Below are 22,359 nucleotides of genomic sequence, written 5' to 3'. Positions count from 1 at the left end.
AGGTATGAACCTGACTGTAGAATCTCCCAATACATCGCAGCTTATCCGCACGGCCTGGTGGTTAAGCCTGCTGACGATTGCGTACAATATCGCTGAGGGGCTGGTGGCCGTTTGGCAGGGCTGGGAAGACGAATCGCTCACCCTGTTTGGGTTTGGGGTCGATAGTTTCGTTGAAGTGTCATCGGCCATTGGTATCGCCTACATGGTGTTTCGGATGCAGAAAAATCCCGTCGCCGGTCGCTCCGATTTTGAACGACAGGCCCTGCAAATTACCGGTTGGGGCTTTTATGTGCTCACAGCGGGCCTAACGGCTTCGGCGTTGTATAACCTGTACATTGGGCACCGGCCCGAAAACTCGTTCTGGAGCGTTGTGATCTCGTCCGTGTCGATCAGTATCATGTGGCTGCTCATCCGTTCTAAAGAGCGCGTTGGGCGGGCGCTTAACTCAGCCCCGATTATGGCCGATGCCGCCTGCGCACGGGTGTGCCTGTACATGTCGGGTATCTTGTTGTTGTCGGGTGGGCTGTATGCCCTGACCGGCTTTGCCTACGCCGATGCCATCGGGGCACTGGGGCTGGCTTGGTTCTCGTACCGAGAGGGAAAAGAAAGCTTCGAGAAGGCGCGGGGTGGAAGCTGCGGCTGTGACCATTGCGAAGCATGAACATCAAAGACCTGCTGAAATCATTTCCGCGCGCGGGCCGGGTGGTCTGGATTGGCCTCCGGCCCGAACGCCGTGGCCCCGTTGCCGTAGTCGAACAGGTGCTGGCCTCAGAAGAGGAAGGCTTGCTGGGCGATCATTACGCCGGTCGGCGCGACGGCCCCGCCAGTGGAAAGCGGCACGTAACCCTCATTCAGGCCGAACACTTGCCCGCTATCGGGAGCTACCTGGGCCGCGACACGGTTGACCCGGCCGAACTCCGCCGAAACCTGGTGGTATCGGGCTTGAACCTGCTGACCCTGAAAGATACCCGCTTCCGTATCGGTAAGGCCGTGCTCGAATACACGGGCGAGTGCCACCCCTGCACCAAAATGGAGGCAACACTGGGGCCGGGTGGTTATAATGCCGTTCGGGGGCACGGGGGCATCACGGCGCGGGTGGTCGAAGGGGGAGAAATCCGGCTCGGCGACGCCGTAGAGGTGCTGGTCGATGGAGCGTATTAGCCAAATTCGCGCGAATTTGGCTAATACGTTAGCTGATTTAGCGCGAATTTGGCTACTCCCCCTCCCGAACCCGCTGCGTATCCGGCTGATTGACAACGTGAAACTGAAACACGTCGGGCCGGGCGTAGTGCCCCACCACATCGAAGTCGAGCTTGCTTTTGGCGAGTACCGAAAAGTCGAGTTCGGCCGTCAGAAGTCCTTCGGTATTCCAGAGCGGTCCGGCCAGCACCTCTCCCATGGGCGATACAATGACGCTGCCCCCCGGACTCATGATTTCGGGTTCGTCGGCCAATTCGGCCTGATACCGGTCGGGGTAGTCGCTTTTGCGAACAAACTGATTGGCGGCCAGCACAAAGCACCGCCCTTCGAGGGCGATATGTTGCATGGTCGATTGCCACGAGGGGCGGGCGTCGGCAGTGGGGGCGAGGTAAATCTGAACGCCTTTCTGGTACAGGGCCGTACGCGCCAGCGGGATGTAATTTTCCCAGCAGATGAGCCCGCCTATTCGGCCCAGTTCGGTATCGAAACTAACGAGCGTACGACCGTCACTTTCGGCCCAGAGGTAGCGTTCGAGGCCGGTGGGTTTCAGCTTCCGGTGTTTACCCAGCAACCGGCCGTCGGGACCAAAATACAGCAGTGTGCAGTACAAAGAGCCGCCGATTGGCTCGCGTTCAGTAACCCCCAGGGCCACCATTATGCCCGCCTGCCGGACGGCTTCGCGAATACGGTCTATCTCGGTCGATTCGGTTTCAATGCTGTTGGTCCAGTAGTCGAGCCAGACGGCCCGCCCGGCTTCGGTGCGCCGACCCACCACGGCATCGAACCGGAGCCCGCGCGGATAACACGGAATGAACGATTCGGGGAATAAGAGAAGCTGACAGCCCTGTTCGGCCCCTTTCTGAATCCAGTCGACCACCCGGTCGACACTTTTCGCCAGATCAAATAAGGCCGGTGTGGCCTGCACAACACCTACGTTTACAGTTGGTAAAGGCATGACTTACTTCTGTTGGGGGTCGGGGCTGATCCGCAGACTCCGGCGGCCCGACCGGAATAGTTTGTGGCGGGTTTGAATGGCTCGAATCAGGTCGTAATCGGTAGCCTGCAACACATCGTCGTCGACAAAGTCGCAAAAATCGATAAACTGATCGACCTCACTTCCTTTCAAGTCCGTAGCCTGATCGACCAGGAGTCGCATACGCTCATTGGCCAGTTTCTGTCGCCGGTACTCCTGCGCCAGCACAGCCGCTTTCCGCCTACCTTTGGCTTCTTTGCTAAACATCTCGTACAGAAGCGTGACGCCAGCGCCGTCGGCGAGCCGGTCGAAGGCCTGTTCGCCGGTCACGGTTCGGGAGGCAACGGGCTCGGCCAGAAGTTGCTGAATTTCGCGCTTTACTTCCTCGTACCGTTTGGCTTTGACCGTCACTTCGGCAAGGTCGTAAGAGCGGTCGATAGTGTAAGGGAGCTTATTGACGGTGATTACGGGTTTATCGGAGCCATCCCACCGGATACCCGCACGGGCGTGGGTTTGGCTGGTGGCAATGAGCGAATCGCCGGGCAGGGCCGTGATAAAAAAACGCCCGGCCGTGTTGGTCCGCACCCGTTGCAGCGTACGTTTGTTGGTCACAGTCACCTGATTCACGCCGACCTGATTAGCTTGGTCAAACACCATACCGACCACGTAGCGGCCCTGAGCCCGGGCCGGGCTAAACCCGATCAGCAGGAGGGTTGTGACACCCAATAACATGTAAAGAAATTGACGCATGGTTGACCGTAAAGTTAGACTATAACGTCTGGTGCGGGCCATTTGGTTTGGTTAAAAAAGCTTAACTGTCCCCAAGCCATAGCCCGGCTTCAAAGGAAAGAACGGGTTTCCTGCCTTCTCCTTTCGGGTTAGTTGTATCTTTGCGCCCTGAATCACAACCGAATCGTTTTGACGTCGTTACGCTTAACCCCGCCTGAGGGCCCCGTCCGGGCCACTATTCCGTTAGCCTCTTCCAAAAGCGAAAGCAACCGCGCGCTCATCATCAATGCTCTGACCCACTTCCAGGGTGAGGTTCAGAACCTGGCTTCGGCCCGCGATACCCAAACCATGATTCGGCTGCTGGCCTCGACCGACGAGGTGGCCGATGTGCTCGATGCCGGTACAACCATGCGTTTTCTGACGGCCTATTTTGCCGCCACCGGGCAGCGAAAAGTGCTCACGGGCACCCCGCGTATGTGCGAGCGGCCTATCGGGTTGCTGGTTGAAGCCCTGCGGACCTTAGGCGCGGACATCACGTACCTGCAAAAAGACGGCTACCCACCCCTGCGGATCAATGGATTTACACCCTCGGGTGCCGACCGGGTCGCTATCCGGGGCGATGTGAGCAGCCAGTATGTTTCGGCCCTGCTGATGATTGCGCCCACCTTGCCTACGGGCCTGACCATTGAGTTGACCGGCGAAATAGGGTCGCGGCCGTACATCGAAATGACCATTGAGCAGATGCGTCACTTCGGCGCTTCGGTGCAGACCGATTGGGCAGCCCAAACGCTCACAGTGGCCCCGCAGCCTTATACACCCACTACGTTTGCCGTGGAGTCCGACTGGTCGGGGGCCAGCTACTGGTATAGCGTGGTGGCATTGGCCGAAGAAGGGAGTGAGCTGGAGCTACTCGGCCTGAAAGCTCACTCGTTGCAGGGCGACAGTGCCATTCAAACAATTATGCGGGCGTTCGGGGTGGAGAGCACCTTTACTGAGCGCGGGGTTCGGCTGACCAAAATACCGGCACAGGAAAGCCTGACCTGGGACTACACCGGCTGCCCCGATCTGGCGCAGACCGTAGCCGTATGTGCCGCCATGACCGGAATTCCGCACACACTCACGGGTATCGAAAGCCTGAAAATCAAAGAAACCGACCGCGTTTTAGCGCTCCAGAACGAACTCCGGAAGCTCGGTGCCGAACTGGTAGAGGTGGAGCCAAACACCCGCTACGAAGTCCGCTCATCGCTTATCGATCATCAATCCTCACTCCCCCAGATCCATACCTACGACGATCATCGGATGGCCATGGCCTTCGCGCCGGTAGCCATGCGCCGGGCAGTGGTGATCGAGGAGCCGGGTGTAGTGGCCAAATCGTACCCTTCATTCTGGGAAGATTTCCGGCAGGTAGCGGGCGTTGAATAACAAGGCGAAAGACCATAAAAAAGGGCTCTGCTGAACTGCAGAGCCCTTTTGTTTTATTGTAATGGTCGGCAGGTCTATGGCCTGCCGACACTGAAGCTATTACCGTGGGCCACCGCCACGACGGGCTCCGCCACCGGCTGGAGCACCACCGCCCTGCGGCTGACCACCGCCATCGCCACCGCCACCTTCACCTTCTTTCACGTCGTCGTTGTTAACACCGCGACGCCGACGGCCCTGCGGCTGATCGAAGCTCATCTTACCCAGTCGGTAGCTGAACGTCATCCGAACGCCCGAGTTGTAGAGGCTCGTTACGCTGTTACGAGAAAAGGCACTTGGTGTTTCCGACTGCGACCGTACCCGGAACGGATTGTTGAAGAAGTTTTCGCCCGCAATACCGATGCTGCCGCGCTTGTTCTTGAAATCCTTCTTGGCACCCAGGCTGTAGAAGAAGAAACCGCCCTGATAGCCTTGCAATTGCACCTGACGGCCCCGCGCAAAGCCAAAGCCCTGAACACCCCAGCCGTTTTTCAGAGTCAGGTTCGTAAACAAACGACCCGAAATCACCAGACCTGTGTTGGTGGCCTCTACGGTACCGTTTGTGCCGCCAGATGGTCCCGACGGAACCTGCCCTTTCAGGTAAGCCACGTAGCTGTCGATACCACCGCCAATCTGCCATTTTGAGAACAATGTTGCGTTACCAAACAGGTTCAGACCGTACGCGTTTTCGGTACCGATGTTGCGATACGTTGTAAACAGAGCCGTTTGGTAAACAGGATTGAGCACATCAAACCCAGTCTGTACCAGCGTACTTGTGGTTACGTTGGTGATGGCGCTGTTGGAGAACCGGGCAAACACCGAACCATTGATATACACCGCCTTGATGTATGTGCTACCGCTAAACTCGAAATTATCGTTCATCTCGGGCCGCAGATTGGGGTTACCCTGCGTGATGTTGAGCGGGTTGGCCGCGTTGATGTTCGGGTTCAGAAACTGGATACCCGGCCGCTGAATCCGGCGGTTGTACGCCAGCTTGATTGTTTTACCACCTTTGAGCGATTTCGATATGTTGATGCTCGGTACAAAGTTGCTGTAATCGGGAATATCGCTCAGGTTGCCGCCCTGTGTTTCGTTGTTGAACCGGGCATTAATAAAGGTGTACTCGTAGCGTGAACCAACCTTAATGGTATACTTGGTTTTCGACTGGTAGGTGTACGAGAGGTACGTAGCGGCAATGTCCTGGTTGTAATCGAGGGTATTACCCGCCTGGCTCGCCTGGAAACTGTCGAGGTTGGGAGCCGTAGACGTTAGGAACGAGAACCGGCTGTTTACCTGCCGCATAATTCCCTTACCACCAAATTCGATCAACTGATTCGACGCCAGCGGGGTCTGGTAGTCAATCTGAAGGGTCGATTCCTGGTTATAGCTGGGGTTGATGTTGCGTTGCCGTGAGATGATCGTTTGCAGATCTACGTTGTTCAGAATGTCGGCCGTGAAGTTGTTTTCGCGGGTGTTGCGGCTAAACTGACCCGAGATGCTGAATTCCTTCTGGGGCTTTTCAAACGTGCGGGTGTAGTCGATGTTGGCGTCAACCGTGTTGGAGTTGTCGCGGGTGAGTACGTCGCGGATACCAATCAGCAGCGAGGTCGACGAGGGCAACTGGGTTTCTGTCCGCAGGTTGTCCTGAGTCGAGGTGTTGTTCCGCAAACCGAAGCGCACGCTGGCAGTCAGGGCGCTGTACTTGTTGATGTCGTAATCCCAGCTCAGGTTATACTGTCCAAAAGCGCCCTGGTTCAGGGTGTTGGCAATCTGGCGGGTGCTCGATACGCCGGCTGCTGTCACGGTACGCTGGGTGTTATCAAACGCGCCTTTCACGTTGTAATTGGCCCGGCCAAAACCACCCAGGTTAAAGCCCATCTTGCCTGTGCGCAGGCTACCGTTCAGGGCGAGGTTAGCACCCCGGTTGCCCACCCCGGTATCGAGGTTGAGGGTAGCACCCTGCAAGGTGTTCTTCTTCGTAATGATGTTGATGATCCCGGCGGTACCTTCGGCGTCGTACTTGGCCGAGGGCGAGGTAATCACTTCCACCGTTTTGATCATGTCGGCCGGAATTTGCTTCAGGGCGTCGGCTACGCTGCTGGCTACAATGGTCGAGGGTTTGTTGTTGATCAACACCCGCACGTTGCTGCTGCCGCGCAGCGACACGTTTCCGTCCAGATCGACCGAGAGCAGGGGTACTTTCCGCATTACATCGGTGGCATCGCCCCCTTTGCTGGTCACGTCTTTTTCGGCGTTGAACACCAACCGGTCAACCTTCTCTTCGATCAGGGCGGCCTGTCCGGTTACCGTTACCTCTTTCAGCGTACGGGTTTCCGAACGCAGGTAGATTACGCCCAGATTCAGGTCGTCGCCCCGGCGGCCAATGCGCACACTCGGAATCGTCTTATTCTGGTAACCGATAAACGAAATCAGGACGTTGTACTCACCCACAACGGCCCGGTTGATGGTAAACCGACCTTTTTCGTCGGCGGCCGTTCCGTCGATTGGTTTGTTGGTGGCCGGATCGATCAGGGCGATACTCGCAAATTCAACCGGTTGCCGCGACGTAGAGTCGAGAATGATACCCGTGATTTTTACGTTGCCCCGGTTGGCATTGTCGCTGCTCGTACCCGGAATAACGGGCGGAGGAGTTTGAGCCCCCATGCCGGGGAACATGCCGCCCGGTGCTCCACCGGGTGCACCTCCTGCCGGGCGCTGACGGGGCGCACCCTGACCTGCCGGCTGCCCCTGACGGGCGGCTCCGGGTTGGGGTGCGCTATCAGGGTTAGCCGTCACCGTCGACGGTACCGTACCCGGAACCGGGCGCGTTGTGTCGGGGCGGGTGGCCGTTGAAGCAGGAAGCGAGTCGCGTACGGCGCCCATGATGGCGCTGCGCCGGGTACTGCTGTCGGGCGGTGTGGCGGGTGTCGACTGGGCCAGGGCCAGGGTCGTACTACCCGTGAGTAAAAAAGCTAAAAATTCAATCTTCATAAATTTGGCGGCCATATGGCTGGTTGTATTCGGTTGGTCTTGTCCGTTTTGCTGTACTCTGAAAAGCAGACGATGATTCAAAATTGGTATACATTATGACGAACTCCTCGACCGAATAGGGTTAGTGGTTCGTGACGAGGATGAGCGGTCAGGCGGCAAACAATTCGGGTTTGCGGGCCAGTTCGGGGTAGTTGGCGGGCTCCAGCACCTCCGGAACGTCGCTGGTCTCGGTACGGGAGGTGATCCGTTTGCTGATCGAGTGACTGTGCATTCGGCTGGCGGGGTAGGCCGTGGCGAGTAGTTCGAGCGTCTGTTTTTCGTCCAGCGACTCATGCAGCCAGGCCTGTTCGGCTTCGGGGGTGAGCAGGCACGGCATCCGTTGCTTCGTGTTATGAATAGCAGCCAGCAATGGGTTGGCGTCGGTGGTCAGCAGGGTGTAGGTAGCAACCAGCTCACCGGATTCGGGGTCGGCCCATTCGTCCCACAAACCCGCTACCGAAAAAATAGGCGTATCGGTCGTGGTGATATAGAACGGATACTTTTTACTGCCGATCGTGTGCCATTCGTAAAAACCGGTCATCGGAATCAGGCAGCGCTGCCCCTGCTGGGCGGCCGTTCGGAACGAGGGCTTTTCGAAGATACTTTCAGAACGGGCATTGATTGTTTTGGCCCGGATCTGATCGGCATCGTCGGCCGAGCGTACCCAACGCGGAATTAGCCCCCACCGGATGTACCTGAACTGCTCGGGTTGCTGGCGGGTCAGGATGGGCCATGCCGGAAACCCGAATGCACTGGCGTGGTACACCGGTTCTAACGGGCTACCCTTGGGTAGGGTGGCCTTGAACCGACTTTCGAGCGCGGGCTGATCCGTTATGAGCGAAGTATGATAACACATGATTGACTGTCCGGCGCGACTTGTTGAGCCGTAGACGGCACCGGGTAAGCGTAACAAGGATTAGACTTAGGTATAACAAACCAGAAAGTGATGGAGTTAGAAAAGAGTTCTGACCAACCGACGAACCCCCCGTTTTCCCCGATGGATTCACCCCCCAAATCGACTGTTTCGGATACGTCCGTTCATACTTCGTTACCCCAAATCGAACATACGCTCTGGGCGCAGCTGGCGTCGGCACCGGGCGAAAAAGAAAACGGATTTCAGACGTTCACACTCGTGACTACGTCTGACGACGGGCCGCCCGATGCCCGGATGGTTGTACTCCGGCAGGCAGATACCGAGCGCCGGGTGCTGTGGTTTCATACCGACCGCCGGGCGCAGAAGGTGGCTCAGCTTCGGGTGCACCCAGTAGCCACGCTCTTGTTTTGGGACCGAACTACGCAGGTGCAACTCCGCTGCCGGGTAAAGGCGCAACTCCATACCGACGATGAGGCCGCCGATGCGCAGTGGGCGGCTACGTGGGAGGGGAGCCGCAAAATGTACCTATCAGAACGGGAGCCGGGCAGCCCGCAGCCGGAGCCCTATCCGGGGTTTCCCCGGGAGCTGGGTGAGCGACTACCCACCCGCGAGGAGTCGGAAGCGGGGAGGCCTAATTTTGCGGCTGTGGCCTGCACGGTACTTTCTATTGATTACCTGAATCTGGGGCGGGCGGGCCAAACCCGCGCCCGGTTTTCATACGACGGCGCACCCGAAGCGATTTGGGTGGTCCCTTGAGAGTGGGTAGGTGACCACCCCCCGCCCCCCTCCTTGAACTAAGGAGGGGGAGAACGTCAATCTTGCTTGCCCAAAAGACTTGTAGTCTCGCTATTTGACCACTGGCACCGTCCGACACTGCGTCTAAAACGTTCTATTTCAATATTCAAGATTGACGTTCTCACCTCCCCCTCCTTAGTTCAAGGAGGGGGTCGGGGGTGGTCAAACCGGTGGTAAAACCTGCCCCTTACAATTTAGCCTGCGTAGTGCCGCCGGTGGTCATCGAAATATCGACGGGCTTATTTTTCTTCCAGGCCCCGCGGGTGAAGTCGGGAACATCAATTGAGTTGGAGCGGTTGGCAATCGACCAGGTGCTTAGGGGGCCAATCGAACTCCAGAGGGCTGCATCGTACACGTCCTGATCGAGCGGAAGCCCGTTGCGCAGGCAATCAATCGTCCGCCAGTCCATCAGGAAATCCATGCCGCCGTGTCCGCCTACCTTTTTGGCGACTTCGCCCATTTTCTTCACGATCGGCGGCATGTATTTGGCCTCCAGGGTTTTGTATTCGCTTTCGCTTATCCACTCGTGACCGGTTGAGAACCGGCCCGGCTCCGGGTATTTGAGCGAAACACCTTTGGTACCGCTGACGAGCTGGATTCGGGAATAGGGCCGGGGCGACGATACATCGAACTGCACCAGAATGGTCTTCCCTTTCTTAGTCCGAATGGTCGAATTGTTCATGTTGCCGTTGAACGAACGCCCGGCGTAGGGCTTGTAAAAACTGTCCTGCGCGGCCAGTTCTTTGGCGCGGTCGCCAAGGCTGAAATCATTGGTCGACATCGAGACGAGATAGTCCATTTGGTCGCCCCGGTTGATGTCGAGCACCTGACAAATCGGCCCCAGCCCGTGTGTAGGGTACAGGTTGCCTTTGCGTTTCGAGTTTTCTTCCAGCTCCCACATCTGGTAGAAGTGGGTCTTTGAAAACATGTAGTCCTGCAAATTGTGAATGTAGGCACCCTCGCAATGCACAATTTCACCGAAATACCCCTGCCGGGCCATGTTGAGGGTCAGCAGCTCATGAAAATCGTAGCAGCAGTTTTCGACCATCATGCAGTGTTTCCGGGTCTTCTCCGACGTTTCGACCAGTTGCCAAGCCTCTTCCAGGGTTTTAGCGGCTGGTACCTCCACGCAAACGTGCTTGCCGTGGTTCATCGAAAACAGGGCCATCGGGGTGTGGTAGGCCCAGGGCGTGAGAATATACACCAGATCGAGGTCGGTGCGCTCGGCCAGCTTTTTCCAGATATCCGCACTACCCGAATAGGTTTGCGGGTTGTGGCCCGAGGCCGAAACGAGCTTTTTAGCTTTGGCTACCTGCTCTTCGCGCAAATCGCAGAGCGCCCGGATGTCCACGCCTGCGAGTTTGTTGAGCCGCTCTACCGCGCCCATACCCCGGTTGCCGATACCAATAATGCCCACCCGAACGGTATCTAGTTTAGGGGCTGCGTAGCCCGACATGTTAAACGTTTGCGGGGGCGCGTACCGGGCTTGTTCTTCAATACGGAGCAGATCGTCGGGGGTAGCGGCAAACGCCGACAGTGAGCTGCCAGCCAGCAAACCGAGGCCGGTTTTTTTAAGAAAATCTCTGCGGTTGTTTTCCATCGGAGTGTCGTTGAAGAGGGGTTTATTCGTTGAAAAGGGCATCGCCCAGAAAAGCCGGTTGGTAACCGTGGTCGGTGGCCCATTGGGCAGCCGTCAGAATCCGGTCGCGGTAATCGGGCTGATAGGCTTCGTAAAACGGGTAGAAGTATTGCTCATGCACCAGAAAATCGACGTAGGGCGGTAGGCCTGATGGCGCATCGGCGTAGCTGTTCAGAAACGGTACAATGTCGGGCAGGTCTTTTTTGTCGAGCACAATGCTGCTTCGGACAAACGTGATGCCCTCGCGGGTGTCGTGCCACACAAACCGCTTTTTCAGATGCCGCCGTTGCGGTATGTCGAGGTAGTACGATACGGCCGGGAGGTCGTCGTCGACGTTAAAATACCCGAGTTGGGCCACGTAGCCCGCATCGCGCATGGCCCGCGACCCTTCCATAGTGGCCTCACCCCAGTGAATGGTGGTTACGGGCCCCATGAGTGGCTCGCCCGCAAACCGGCGAATCTCGTTCATAATCAGGTCGCAGTCTTGGCGCACCACCTCATAGCCAGCCGTGCGGTAGGGCATATCGGGAAATTCGGCGAGGGCGTGAAAACTGAGCCGGAGCCAATCGGCGTTTTGCTGCCATTCTGTGCGGTACTTGTCCGGAAACTGCGACAGGTTGAAGCCGTCGGTCTGGTAAAAAAGGTTCAGGTGTATTTTGGTGCCGTATTGCGCGTGTACCTCCCGCAGAAACCCCAGAAACGGATTGTCGAAGAGGGAGGTGTAGGTATCCTGATTCCTGTAAATGTCGCGTAGAAACCAGATGTTGTCGTCAATTGACAGGCGGTAGTGGCCCGCAAAGTTCAGGAGCCGAAATACGGTGATTTTGGCTTGTTCGCCTGTCGTGTGGTCGCGGGTTGTAAGTGTATTTTTAAATGCCGACAGGCCCACTTCGGCGGTGTACAGCCCGTTTTGTTCGGTGGTTGGCTGGTTGTTGATCGTGACCGAATGGCCGGTTGGTGCCTTAACCTGAACCGGAATGAGTAAGGTTTGGCCTTGCCGTTGCCCATCGCGGGTGTGCAGCATATCACCCTCAATGGGGTTGACAAAGTGAAGGGTTGACGTGTGCATAGCGGTGTTGAGTGGGTTAGAAGTCGGGGGTAAACAAAGCCTCAAACGTGGGCACCGGCTCCGTTTTGCGGTTCTGGATTTTATAATCGAGCACCTTGAGGTGCAGCTTGCGCCAAAGTCCAAAGTCGAGATCGAAACGGCCGAGCATGGTATTCAGGCGGTACGGCATACACTCGTCGAGCCAGGCTTCGGCATAGGCGGTTTTGAGCTCGCCGGTTTCGTCCTGCGCATCTACCAGCAGGCTATGACACGGGTAGGTGAGGTCGTAAAACACGAAGTCTTCGGTTTTGCGTACCACCATAGCCTCGTTCCAGCGGTCGGTAATGGCCTTAGCCCACAAGAAACGCATGGCCGTGTAGTTGACCAACCGCGCCGTGACGAGTAGGGAGTTAACCAGTCCACGCTCGCTTGGGGGGGCTTTCTGAAGGGCCGTAATGAGCTGTTCGGCAGCGGCTTCGGTATGTTTTCGTACGGCTTCAAAATCGGCCTTGTGCTCAGACGTGTTTTTCAGGTAGTAGGCCGAAAAGGGATTCGACCAGGCCTCAATCAGCGTCCCACGCGGCAGGCTTTGGGTGTTTTTGCCGAGGCATTTGTCGAGGTACGTGCCGGCCGTAGCCAGATGGTCGTACGCCTGTTGCAACTCGCTCGCTATACCGGGGTGAACCAGGGCGGAGTAGGCGGTCGTGAATGCGGCTTTGTCGGGGGCGGTACCCTGCCAGGCACCGATGCAGCCATACGCCATAAACAGCCACGACGCCCGCACAAACGGCTCCACCGAGTCGGTCCAGACGGAGGTGATATAGCCGCGCGTCTGGTGTTTGAGGCCCACTTTCAGACAAAGGTCAATGTTGGTGTAGGTGTAGTCTGAAGCCGGATAAATATGGCCCCAGCCCGACACCGCCGGTTGGATAAGAAATGGCTTTTTTTCTTTTAAAACGGGGTTCAGGTAGTGGTAAATAGCCGTAGTGTCGGGCGTGTACTCCCAGATTACGGGCACTACCTCGGCCGGAAACTTGCGGATAATATCGGGGTAGTACGAACTCATGTCGGTCCAGGCCATCACCGTTTTGTTGTACGGTTTAAGGGCCTGCGTCACAAACGTGAGTTGGTCGATGTACAGGGCTTCGGGGTTGAGCCCGGCCGTAGCGTCGCCGGCCAGCCGTTTAGTTTCCCAGGTTTCGTCGAAACCGACATGGATAAACGGACTCGTAAACAAGTCCATGTACTGCCCAATCCAGTTGCGCAGCAGGGTTTGCACGCCCGGCTTGCGGGGGTCGAGCTCGTGGCCGTAAGTGCCAATGGCAAGGTCGGCGTATTTCTCGTTTCGGATCAGCTCGTGCAGGTGGCCGTAGAAATTCACGAACGGAATCACGTCGATGTGTCGCTCACGGGCGTATTCGACAATGCTTCTGACTTCAGCTTTTGTATAACTGGCTTTGTAATTGAGCGTCGGGAAACCGTCGAGCTGAATGCTCACTTCGTTGTAGAAATAGTACTGGTTGGTTTTCCAGCGGGCCAGAAAATCAAGCTGCCGTTTAATCTCGGCTACGGTCAGCAGGCCACCGTGGGCAAAATCCATCATGACGCCCCGGTACGCCAGTCGGGGTTTGTCGTCGATCGTCACCGTGGGCAGCCAAGCCGTGGGGCCGCTGCCCTGGATCAATTGCCGGAGCGTCTGCACGGCATAGTACAGGCCCGCCGACGTTTCGGCCGTAATGTCGATGCCTTTGGGCGATACCACCAGCCGATACGCTTCGCGTTGGTTGCCGTTGGTAGCTTCGTCGGGTCCGGGCAGTTCACCCCCCACCGACCGAACGGTGTACCGGACTGTAGCGGCCGAGGCCGAAGTGGCTTTCCGAACAGGTGAGCCACTTCGTTCCTCGATCCACTTTTTTAGCTCGTTGATTGAAAATGTAAACGCCCTGTGTGTATTGGCCCGCTCAAACACCGTCAGGTTGCGCAGCGGCAGTTGCCCCGCCCCGTATTGCATCGATACCGGTTTGGGGAGCAGAACTGGCTGCTGGGCAAAACTGCTCAGGTGCCAAAACAGGCCAATAACAAGGAGGGTAAGAACCCGGAACATACAATGTGGTTTAAGGTTTTTTTTGGGGGGGGGAGGTTTACCATCGGCTCCGGTTGACCACCAGCAGCGGTTGACCACCCCCCGGCCCCCTCCTTGAACTAAGGAGGGGGAGGTTTACCAGACAATCTAAGCGACCATAGGTATCTTTCGTTAGTCAAGGTTGATCACCGGCCTCGGTTGACCACCCCCTAACCCCCTCCTGTTTTTCAGGAGGGGGAGGAGAACACGTCAATCTTGATTAACCTAAGCGACTGCTTATGATTTCGTTGATTGTCTGGTAAGTTTCCCCCTCCTGTTTTTCAGGAGGGCGGTCCGGCGTTCCGGGGTTAGGGGGTGGTAAAACATCCCTCAATACGTAGCCCGGCCACCCGACAGGTCGAACGTGAAGCCCGTGGTAAAGCTGTTTTTGGGCGAAACGATATAGGCCGCGAGGTTGGCGGCCTCGTCGAGGGTGCCGCAACGTTTCATCGGAATTTTGTCGGTCATGTAGGTCACCTGCGCGTCGGGCATGGCGTCTACGAGCGGAGTTCGAATCACGGCCGGGGCCAGTGCATTGACAGTAATGCCCGTTTCGGCGTACTCTTTACCCTGCACTTTGGTCATGCCGATCACGGCTGCTTTGGAGGCCGAGTAGGCCAGCATACCGGCGTTGCCTTCTTTACCGGCAATAGAGGCAATGTGCAAAATCCGGCCGTAGCGTTGCTCCAGCATGATGGGCAGAACGGCCCTGGCTGTGTAGAAGCTGCTCATGAAGTTGACCATGAACACCTTTTGTAGATTTTCGCTGCTGACCTCGTGGCTTTTGATATTAGTGGCCCCGGTGATGCCCACGCAGTTGACCAGAATGTCGATCCGGCCAAAGTGAGCCACTACCTGCTGCATGACTTCGTTTACCCGGTTTTCGTCGGTGATGTCGATGCCGATAGGCAGTGTGTTGTCGGAACCTGTGCCAAACTCCCCGGCGAGCCCCTCGGCATTGAAGTCCAGTAGGGCTACGTTGGCGCCTTCGGCCAGTAATTTGTGGGCAATAGCCAGCCCGATGCCTGAAGCAGCCCCCGTCACGACGGCTACCTGTCCGCTAAATTCCTGCATCCTATGTGGTTTTGAGGTTTATACGTTACGCCAGTACTTTCTCCACCGGCCGAATGGCGTACGTTTCGTCGTTGAGCAACTCGACAACGCGCTCGTTCAGCTCCCGAATGTAGCGCACACTCGACGCGTCGGGGATGTAAGCGGCTTTGCGGGCAATGCTGTTCGAGAGTACCCCACGTGCCATAAGCAGCTCTTTTTCGGCATAGTGGAAAAGCTCCATGTTTTGCAGCGAAAAGAAAATCTGCGGCATAATCTTCTCAAACAGATCGAAGGCTTTGGCATCTTCACCGTTTCGGCGGAGGGTAAACACCCGTTGCAGAATATCGGCTACGGCCAGGCCGGGCATTACCCCCTGAATACCCACCGGCACCAGTTCGAGCATGTACAGGCCACCCCAGCCCTCAAAAAGACCGATTTTGCCTTTCGTGGCCTCAATAATGGCTTCGAACTTGGGCGCGCACAGGGGTTCTTCCAGCTTGAGGTATTTGAAGTTGGGGTGCTCGTTCATCAGCTCCTGAATAAACGACACACTGATCGACGAGCCGCCGGGGTTGAAGTCCTGAATCAGAACTGGGGTGTTCGGAATGGCCTCCAGAAACTCCGACAGGTAGGCTTTGAGGGAGGTTTCGGGCAGGCTAAAAATGCGCGGTACGGCGAGCGAAATCACATCGGCCCCGGCTTCCACGTTGGCCTGCGCCAGCCGGATAGCTACTTTGAGCGACGGGTGGTTCGACTGAGCCACCACTTTCATCCGGCCGGCCGCGTGGTCTACAGCCACCCGTACCACCCGGAGTTTCTCGTCGTCGGTGAGTTTATAAAATTCGCTGGCGTAAGCGGGCAGGCAGGCGGCCCCGATGCCTCCGGCAATGGCAAAATCGACCAGGTTGCGGAGGGCATCTTCATCAATTTCTTCCTGCTCCGTGAATGGGGTGGGGATAATGGGTACTACGCCGAAAAGATCGTTGTCTGTCGTTGTCATAACTTGGCTGTTTCTGGGTTGATATTCACCACTTTTTTTTGTTGTACTTTACTATCGACAATGGATAGGATAAGGGTTGAGGTTAAGACGAGGATACCGCCGATAATGGCCTGTTGGTTCAGGGTTTCGCCGAGCCAGATGGCAGCTATGGGCAGGCCCATAAACGTGATCAGGTAGTTGGAAACGGCTATCTGCATAGCGTCCAGATTCTTCATGGCTTTGAACAGCAGGAGCATCGACAGGAAGTTGTGGAACACCGTCAGCGAGATCATCCCGATCCAGGTGTTGCCCGTAAAATCGGGGATACGGGCAAAGGTGTCGGGCTCGTAATACAGCACGAGGGGCGTCAGCAGAATCGACATCACGAGATAGGTGTAAAACACCATTTCCATCTCGGTGTAGTCGTTGGCTACTTTTTTACAGCCTACGTTGTAGTAGGCGTTACCCAGAATGGCCAGAAAAATCATGATGTTGCCCACGGCATAGCGCGAACTCAGGTCGGCGCTCTTGATGTCGTCGGTAGAGCAGAGGGCCACCCCGACAATGGCAATGCCGAAGCTGATCCAGCGGGCGGTGTTCATTTTTTCGCGCAGGATGAAAAACGCAAACACCGCCGTAATCACGGGTAGGGCCATAACCAGAATGGCTGCGTTGCTGGCGAGCGAATACTGGGTGCCCCAGGTCATCAGCACCTGCGACGGAAACGCCCCCAGGGCGGCCAGTTGCACAAACACCAGTACGTCTTTGAGCCGTTTGTTACCCTTCCGAAAATCGCGGACCACAAACGGTGCCAGAAAAAGGGTGGCCAGCAGCATGGGCGCCCATACCGTGAAGTACGGCCCTACCTGATCCTGCGTGAGCTTGATACTGGTGAAATGAAACGCCCAGATCAGGTTGCAGAAAAACAGGATGGCCCACGACATAATTGACTTGTTCATACGCGCTTGTGTAAAATCCGGTTCGTTGAGAAATGACTAAGAGCAGCCCGATCCAGCTCGACACCAAGGCCCGGCCCCGACGGCACCAGGGCGGCTCCGTTCTCGAACCGAATTGGCTCCTGAATGAGGTCGTCGGTGCGTACCAGCTCGCCAAACAGGTCGGCGGGGAGGGTGCAACTGATACTGGCAGCGGCAATGTGCAGGCCCATGGTTTCTGAAATACCCAAGTCCACCTCGGAGCCCCGCCAGCAGGCTTTCCCTTCCAGATGGGCTATTTCGGCCAGCAGCACACAGCTGAAGGCCGGGCCGTTGAAGTTGTACCCGTCTACGGCGTCGGCCCGGACAAAGGCAATCATGTCGCGGATGTCCTGCGTGTACGGCAGCGAGATGTGCCGGTACATGGGCACGCCGAGGGTCTCGCGGAGGTGCTTGAAACCGGCTACGTCGGGGTGCAAAATGGGGTCTTCGAGGCCGAGCATGATCGTTTTGTCGACGCCCTCCATCAGCCGGAGGGTGGTTTCTACGTCGGTCCATCGCTGGTTCGGGTCGAGCAGAATCTGGATGCCGTCCCCGCACGTTTTACGGATTTCTTCGGTCCAGAGCCGCACGGGGTCTTCGTCGGAGCACTTGAACTTAAACGCCTTGTGCCCTTTCTGCATGGCTTCGTAAGCTTTCCGGGCGGCATCTTCGGGGGTACGCCGACCTGTCCAGCCGAAACAGTCGACGCGGTCGCGGTAAACCCCGCCGAGCAACTGCGACACCGGCACACCGAGCAGCTTGCCCACTACGTCGAGTACCGCACACTCGAAGGCTTCGTACACCCGGGCGTCGCCCACCGGCAACCGACGCCAGTTGAGCCGCAGAACATCTTCGCCCAGCAAGGTCTGTATGGCCTGCTCAACGGCTTCAGCGGTGGCGCTGCGGTACGTTTCGCCAAGGCCCACGAGCCCGTTTTCTAGCGTCAGTTCAATGATCCACTTGGGCTGATTGGCAAATTCGGTCCAGCGTTCGCCCGTCAGAAATTTCTGGGCAAAGGCCGCGTCTTTGTCCTGCACCTCGTCGGAATTGAGGCTGCCGGGCTTGGCGGGCACCACCACTTCGGTGGCTTTGATAGCGGTGATACGGGTCATGGCGCAGGGTCGGTGGGTGGAAGGCTGTATTTCTGGGCCAGCTTGCGGATGTCGTAGCTGAACGCAATGAAGTTTTCTTCCCACGCATGGGCGGTTTCGGGCGTGTAGGGGTAAAATCCGTGGGCGTTTTGCACGCCTTTGGCCCCGGCCGCAACCAGGTCTTCCATCATGCGCGGGGTTTCGGGGGTGTTGCTGAGGTCGGGAAACAGGTCTTTCATCACGGTGAGGTAGGCCGGAATACCCGTCAGATCCATGAACCGGAATGGCCCGGCAAAGGTGATCCAGTACCCCAGGTCGTTTCGCAGCGACCGGTCAACGTCTTCCACCGTCGCGTAGCCATTCTCGACCAGATGAAACGCTTCGCGCAGCATGGCGTACATGATGCGGTTGGTGATAAAGCCGCGAATATCTTTCCGGAGCAACGACGGTTCTTTACCCCAGCTTTCGGCCAGGGCTACCAGCCGATGAGCGTAGGCCGGGTCGGTGGCGTCTCCGCAGATCACCTCCATAAACCGGGTGATGTGGGCAGGTTCGGCCCAGTGCAAACCGAGCACGCGTTCGGGGTGCGCAAGGCCGCTTTGCAGAACCGAGACCGGAATAGCCGAGGTGTTGCTGCCGATGATGGCCGTGGGCGACAGCACCGTTTCGAGCCGTCGATAGACCTCCTTTTTCTCCGCCACACTCTCCGTGATCGACTCAATAATCACCTCGTGCCCGCGCAGGTCGGCCACGTCGTCGGTGATGCCTATACGTTGAATGAGGGTTTCCGGCGCGGCTCTCAGCAGCCCCTCGGCCTGTAGCTGTTGCAGGTAGCCCAGAATCCGGGTCCGGGCTTCGTCGGCCTGTTGGATGTCTTTGACCAATGAGGTGACGGAGTGCCCGGCCGCGAGCAGACAGGTGGCAATGCTGCTACCCATCAGGCCCAGGCCCACCGTGCCAATTGGTATGTTCTGTTGCGGGTTATTCACGCGTTAGATTAGTTGGATTGGATACGCGCAATGGCGTCAATTTCAATTTTGATGCCGTCGGCCAGCACCGACTGTACTGTGGTGCGGGCGGGTTTTATGCCCGGAAAGAAGCGCTTATATGCCTCGTTGTACCGGTCGAAATCGGCAATATTTTCGAGGTGAACGGTGCATTTCACAATATCGTCTACTGTCCCTCCGGCGGCTTCTACAATTTTCTGCACGTTTTGGAGGGTCAGCAGGGTTTCTTCTTCAATGGTGCCGTGCAGCACCTCGCCCGTAGCCAGATCGAGCGGCCCCTGACCACTCACAAACAGTAAATCGCCAACGAGTACACCCGCCGAGTACGCGCCCGTATCGACCTGTTTGTCGGGGTGATGAATTTCTATTTTTTGCATGTTTACTGGTTAGTGGTTACTGGTTTAGGGTTTTGAGTTTTTAGCGTGGTTTCGACTATTTTCCAATCACTTATTCACCCATTCACTCGTGTGCCATTTGGAGAAGGCACTCAGAAACTCGGTCAGGGCGTTCAGGGCAGTCTCGAACAGGTGTTTGCCTTTGTCGGCCGTGCCTTTCTGGGGCTCTCCGCTGCTGCCGTTGCTGGAAATAAACTCGGTCTGTTTGAACACCGTAACCCCCCGGTACGGCTCGTCGTCTTCCCAGCCGACATAGCCGTTGGGTGCGGGTCGTCGGGCGCGTTCTACCCGATCCATCCAGACTTTTTCGGGGAACAGGTGGAGCATCAGGCTTGTCTCGTACTCACAGGCATGGCTCAGGGCTGGGCTTTCCATAGGTGCCTCGCCCGCAAACGCTTTGCCACCCAACTCCCAGTACGTAGCCAGGGCAATAAGGGGGCTATTCGTCCGGTCGAAGCGGTGGCTGAGCAGGGCCAGCGCCTGCCGAACAGGGGTGATGTTGCCGCCATGCCCGTTGAGCAGCACGATACGCTCGAACCCGGCCTCGACCAACGAACTGACCAGATCAACCACGACCTGCGTGTACAGCTCCGGGCGTAGACTCAGGGTGCCCCCAAACGCCAGGTGGTGGTGACTCGACCCAACCGGCAGGGTGGGGCAGAGCAGGACCGTATCGGGCAGTTGGGCTTCGGCCTGTTGGGCTAGTTGGGTTACAATGTCAGTATCCGTCGACACCGACAGGTGGGGGCCGTGCTGCTCAATAGCGCCGAGCGGCAACAGCACCACCTTGTCGGCGCGATGTTGGTTAAGGGTAGGATATGGGGCTGCGTGAAAAAGCATACAGAAGGAAAGCGGTGGAATAGAAGCGGTGGTTTGGGCGTTTAAGTTACCCCATCTGCCAAAAAAGTTGTAATCCGGTGCTGATGGAACCCCTTGGTACTTGCTGCAAATGGGGTAGACTGACTCGCTTTACCAATTTAAATTTTGTTGGGAGGTTGAGCACAGGTACCACCGGCATCGGCCGCCCGGCCCCGGCTGACCACCCCCCGGCCCCCTCCTTAGTTCAAGGAGGGGGAGGTGAGTAAGTCAAGCTTGACTAACGAAAGAGTACTTGTAGTCTCGTAGTTTGACTGGTAAGTCACCCCCTCCTTAGTTTAAGGAGGGGGCAGGGGGGGGGGCGTGATCAATCAATACCCCGGATTCTGCTTCAACGTAGGCGTACCGTTCACCACGCTCAGGTCGATTTGGGCCTGCGGAATCGGGTAGAGTTCGGTTTTACCTTTCTTGAAGGTGGCACCTTTCATGTACGTGAAGTCGTAGCCCGGAATCGACGTTTCGTGTTTTACGTAGGCGTTGAGCACGTTGGCCATATAACCCGTACCGTTGTCCCACCGGCGCAGGTCGAAGAACCGGTGCCCCTCCATAGCCAGCTCCAGTTTGCGCTCAAACCGGACGGCCTCGCGGGCAAAATCCTTGCCTTTGGCCGTGAACTCGTTGGTGTACAGACCCACTTTGTAGTTGGCCGCCGGTTCGTTGGTGAAACCTTGCAACGGGTTGGCCGGGTTGATGTACTTTTTCACCCAGCCCGCCGGATTGGCAGCCCGCGCCCGCACCCGGTTTACGTATTCCTGCGCCTTGGCCAGACTCCCGATTTCCACTTCCACCTCGGCGGCCCAGAGCAGCACGTCGGCAAAGCGGATCATGGTGTAATTGTTGGATGTCCAGCGCGAGAAAGCCGAGGTCGTAGCGGCCTGAGCCTGATAATAAACCGTTTTGATCGGGCTGTACGGCCCCGCTACCGACTGTACCCGAATCCAGGCTTTGCCGGGGTGGTTGCCCCAGTCGAGGTAGGGGATACCCCGGCGGCCCACCGTCCAGTCGAGCCGGGCATCGAGCGTACCTTCGTGGGGCGTAAACGGCGTGCTGCTTTCAATGTTCTGGTCGTTTTTTACGTTCGAATCGTTGAACGTATCGATGAGTGGCAGGCCGGTGTTCGGGTCGGTTTTGTACGAATTAACGAGGCTGAACGACGGCTGATACGCTCCGCAGCAGGTAGCCGGGCCACCCATCGGGAAATTAAGCGCATCGCCATAGTTGCCGTTCTGGAAGTTCTCCGAAATAGACATCTGCACGGCAAATACCGACTCAGGGCCGTTTTTCTTGGAGGGGTTGAAGTTGTCGGCGTAGTTTACCAGCGCGTACTTCTGCCCGGCGGCCGTTACGCCGTTGGCAATGATGTCTTCGAGCACCGGTTTGGCCTCCGCGTATTTGTCCTGAAACATATACACCTTCGCCAGAAACGCCTTGGCTGCCCAGCTGTTGGCCCGGCCTACCTCGGTTTTGGTGGCCGTGAGGTTGTCGGCAGCAAACTTGAAGTCAGCTTCAATTTTGGGCCAGGCGGAGGTCGTGTTGGGTACGTTGAAGTTGCCGTTTGAGTAGCTCACGTTCTCGTCCAGATAGGGGATGTTTTCCCACATCTTGGCGGCTTCGAAGTGGTACACCGCCCGCAGAAATGTAGCCTCGGCTTTAAGCTGTTTTGCTTCGTCGGCCGAGAGCGAGGGGTCGTTTACCTTAGCCAGTACCCGCAGCACGTCGTTGGCGCGTTGCACCCCGGCGTACAGCACCACCCATTTGTTGTTGAAGGGGGCCAGCGAGGGATCATAGTTGTAGCTTTCGACGGATTCCATCGGCGGCAGGGCCGATGCCTGCGTGCCCGTATGGGCGTCGTCGGAGGTGACGCCCCCGAAAATCCAGTTGCTCACCCCCACAAAGTAGTAGGTTGTATTGGGCACACCCCAGCCGTCGAGCAGGGAGTATGCCCCCGTGAGCAGACCATTGACCCCGGCTTTGTTGGCCAGAGTGGCCTCACCGGTGGTACCCAGCGGCCCAATTTCCAGATAGTCTTTGTTACAGCCGTTGGTCGTGACGAGCAAAAAGGCCAGGCTTGCTGCGGAGAGTAAGGCTTTCGCTTTTTTCATGGCGATAAAGA

Annotated in this window: 19 protein-coding genes; 4 read left to right on the top strand and 15 right to left on the bottom strand. The window is 57.2% G+C overall.

Annotated features, from left to right (window positions below):
* Positions 1–4: 4 nt before the first annotated feature.
* Both RUDLU_RS0105495 and RUDLU_RS0105490 read left to right on the top strand, forming a co-directional pair.
* Positions 5–661, top strand: coding sequence for a cation efflux transmembrane domain-containing protein (locus RUDLU_RS0105495; RefSeq protein WP_019987353.1), 657 nt, complete (start codon positions 5–7; stop codon positions 659–661).
* Complete coding sequence (locus RUDLU_RS0105490; RefSeq protein ID WP_019987352.1) at positions 658–1,161, top strand: MOSC domain-containing protein; 504 nt, start codon at positions 658–660, stop codon at positions 1,159–1,161. The genes RUDLU_RS0105495 and RUDLU_RS0105490 overlap by 4 nt, the downstream gene beginning before the upstream one ends.
* Positions 1,162–1,213: 52 nt before the next feature.
* Here the strand turns inward: RUDLU_RS0105490 and RUDLU_RS0105485 are convergent, their stop codons facing one another.
* Both RUDLU_RS0105485 and RUDLU_RS0105480 read right to left on the bottom strand, forming a co-directional pair.
* Positions 1,214–2,155, bottom strand: coding sequence for a carbon-nitrogen hydrolase family protein (locus RUDLU_RS0105485; protein WP_019987351.1), 942 nt, complete (start codon positions 2,153–2,155; stop codon positions 1,214–1,216).
* A 3-nt stretch (positions 2,156–2,158) separates the two neighbouring features.
* Entirely contained in the window at positions 2,159–2,923 is a 765-nt protein-coding gene (locus RUDLU_RS0105480) for a hypothetical protein (RefSeq protein ID WP_027302787.1), read from the bottom strand.
* A 168-nt stretch (positions 2,924–3,091) separates the two neighbouring features.
* Here RUDLU_RS0105480 and RUDLU_RS0105475 point away from each other — a divergent pair, with 168 nt between their 5' ends.
* A complete protein-coding gene (locus RUDLU_RS0105475; RefSeq protein ID WP_019987349.1) occupies positions 3,092–4,324 on the top strand; it encodes a 3-phosphoshikimate 1-carboxyvinyltransferase in 1,233 nt (410 codons plus the stop codon).
* Positions 4,325–4,423: 99 nt separating this feature from the next.
* Here the strand turns inward: RUDLU_RS0105475 and RUDLU_RS0105470 are convergent, their stop codons facing one another.
* Positions 4,424–7,351: a TonB-dependent receptor gene (locus RUDLU_RS0105470; RefSeq protein ID WP_425414098.1), complete on the bottom strand. Its 2,928-nt coding sequence runs from the start codon at positions 7,349–7,351 to the stop codon at positions 4,424–4,426.
* 148 nt (positions 7,352–7,499) lie between these two features.
* A complete protein-coding gene (locus RUDLU_RS0105465) occupies positions 7,500–8,246 on the bottom strand; it encodes an SOS response-associated peptidase (RefSeq protein WP_019987347.1) in 747 nt (248 codons plus the stop codon).
* Positions 8,247–8,387: 141 nt separating this feature from the next.
* Between RUDLU_RS0105465 and RUDLU_RS0105460 the strand changes: the two genes are divergently transcribed.
* Positions 8,388–9,020: a pyridoxamine 5'-phosphate oxidase family protein gene (locus RUDLU_RS0105460; protein ID WP_019987346.1), complete on the top strand. Its 633-nt coding sequence runs from the start codon at positions 8,388–8,390 to the stop codon at positions 9,018–9,020.
* 226 nt (positions 9,021–9,246) lie between these two features.
* On the opposite strand, the gene RUDLU_RS0105455 is transcribed toward RUDLU_RS0105460, so the two are convergent.
* The 11 genes from RUDLU_RS0105455 to RUDLU_RS0105405 all read right to left on the bottom strand — a co-directional run bounded on the left by RUDLU_RS0105455 (position 9,247) and on the right by RUDLU_RS0105405 (position 22,348).
* Entirely contained in the window at positions 9,247–10,659 is a 1,413-nt protein-coding gene (locus RUDLU_RS0105455; protein ID WP_019987345.1) for a Gfo/Idh/MocA family protein, read from the bottom strand.
* A gap of 22 nt (positions 10,660–10,681) precedes the next feature.
* Positions 10,682–11,767 carry a hypothetical protein gene (locus RUDLU_RS0105450; RefSeq protein WP_019987344.1) on the bottom strand — a complete coding sequence of 362 codons (1,086 nt, stop codon included), beginning with the start codon at positions 11,765–11,767 and terminating at the stop codon, positions 10,682–10,684.
* Between the two features lie 16 nt (positions 11,768–11,783).
* Entirely contained in the window at positions 11,784–13,850 is a 2,067-nt protein-coding gene (locus RUDLU_RS0105445; protein WP_019987343.1) for a glycoside hydrolase family 20 zincin-like fold domain-containing protein, read from the bottom strand.
* A gap of 348 nt (positions 13,851–14,198) precedes the next feature.
* Entirely contained in the window at positions 14,199–14,942 is a 744-nt protein-coding gene (locus tag RUDLU_RS0105440) for an SDR family NAD(P)-dependent oxidoreductase (protein ID WP_019987342.1), read from the bottom strand.
* Positions 14,943–14,967: 25 nt separating this feature from the next.
* Positions 14,968–15,921 carry a dihydrodipicolinate synthase family protein gene (locus tag RUDLU_RS0105435; protein WP_019987341.1) on the bottom strand — a complete coding sequence of 318 codons (954 nt, stop codon included), beginning with the start codon at positions 15,919–15,921 and terminating at the stop codon, positions 14,968–14,970.
* On the bottom strand, positions 15,918–16,859 hold the full coding sequence (locus tag RUDLU_RS0105430; RefSeq protein ID WP_019987340.1) for a DMT family transporter: 942 nt from the start codon (positions 16,857–16,859) through the stop codon (positions 15,918–15,920). The genes RUDLU_RS0105435 and RUDLU_RS0105430 overlap by 4 nt, the downstream gene beginning before the upstream one ends.
* Positions 16,856–17,989, bottom strand: coding sequence for a mandelate racemase/muconate lactonizing enzyme family protein (locus RUDLU_RS0105425; RefSeq protein ID WP_019987339.1), 1,134 nt, complete (start codon positions 17,987–17,989; stop codon positions 16,856–16,858). Before RUDLU_RS0105425 ends, RUDLU_RS0105430 begins: the two co-directional genes overlap by 4 nt.
* Complete coding sequence (locus RUDLU_RS0105420) at positions 17,986–18,957, bottom strand: 3-hydroxyacyl-CoA dehydrogenase family protein (RefSeq protein WP_019987338.1); 972 nt, start codon at positions 18,955–18,957, stop codon at positions 17,986–17,988. The genes RUDLU_RS0105425 and RUDLU_RS0105420 overlap by 4 nt, the downstream gene beginning before the upstream one ends.
* 8 nt (positions 18,958–18,965) lie before the next feature.
* Positions 18,966–19,352 (bottom strand): RidA family protein, encoded by a 387-nt coding sequence (locus RUDLU_RS0105415; RefSeq protein WP_019987337.1) that lies wholly within the window; start codon positions 19,350–19,352, stop codon positions 18,966–18,968.
* 66 nt (positions 19,353–19,418) lie between these two features.
* Positions 19,419–20,210, bottom strand: a complete 792-nt coding sequence (locus tag RUDLU_RS0105410; protein WP_019987336.1) for a creatininase family protein — start codon at positions 20,208–20,210, stop codon at positions 19,419–19,421.
* A 347-nt stretch (positions 20,211–20,557) separates the two neighbouring features.
* Positions 20,558–22,348: a RagB/SusD family nutrient uptake outer membrane protein gene (locus RUDLU_RS0105405; protein ID WP_019987335.1), complete on the bottom strand. Its 1,791-nt coding sequence runs from the start codon at positions 22,346–22,348 to the stop codon at positions 20,558–20,560.
* Between the last annotated feature and the right edge of the window lie 11 nt (positions 22,349–22,359).

Origin of the sequence: Rudanella lutea DSM 19387 (assembly GCF_000383955.1) — a bacterium.
GTDB lineage: Bacteria > Bacteroidota > Bacteroidia > Cytophagales > Spirosomataceae > Rudanella > Rudanella lutea.
This window is presented reverse-complemented; position numbering and strand designations above follow the sequence as displayed.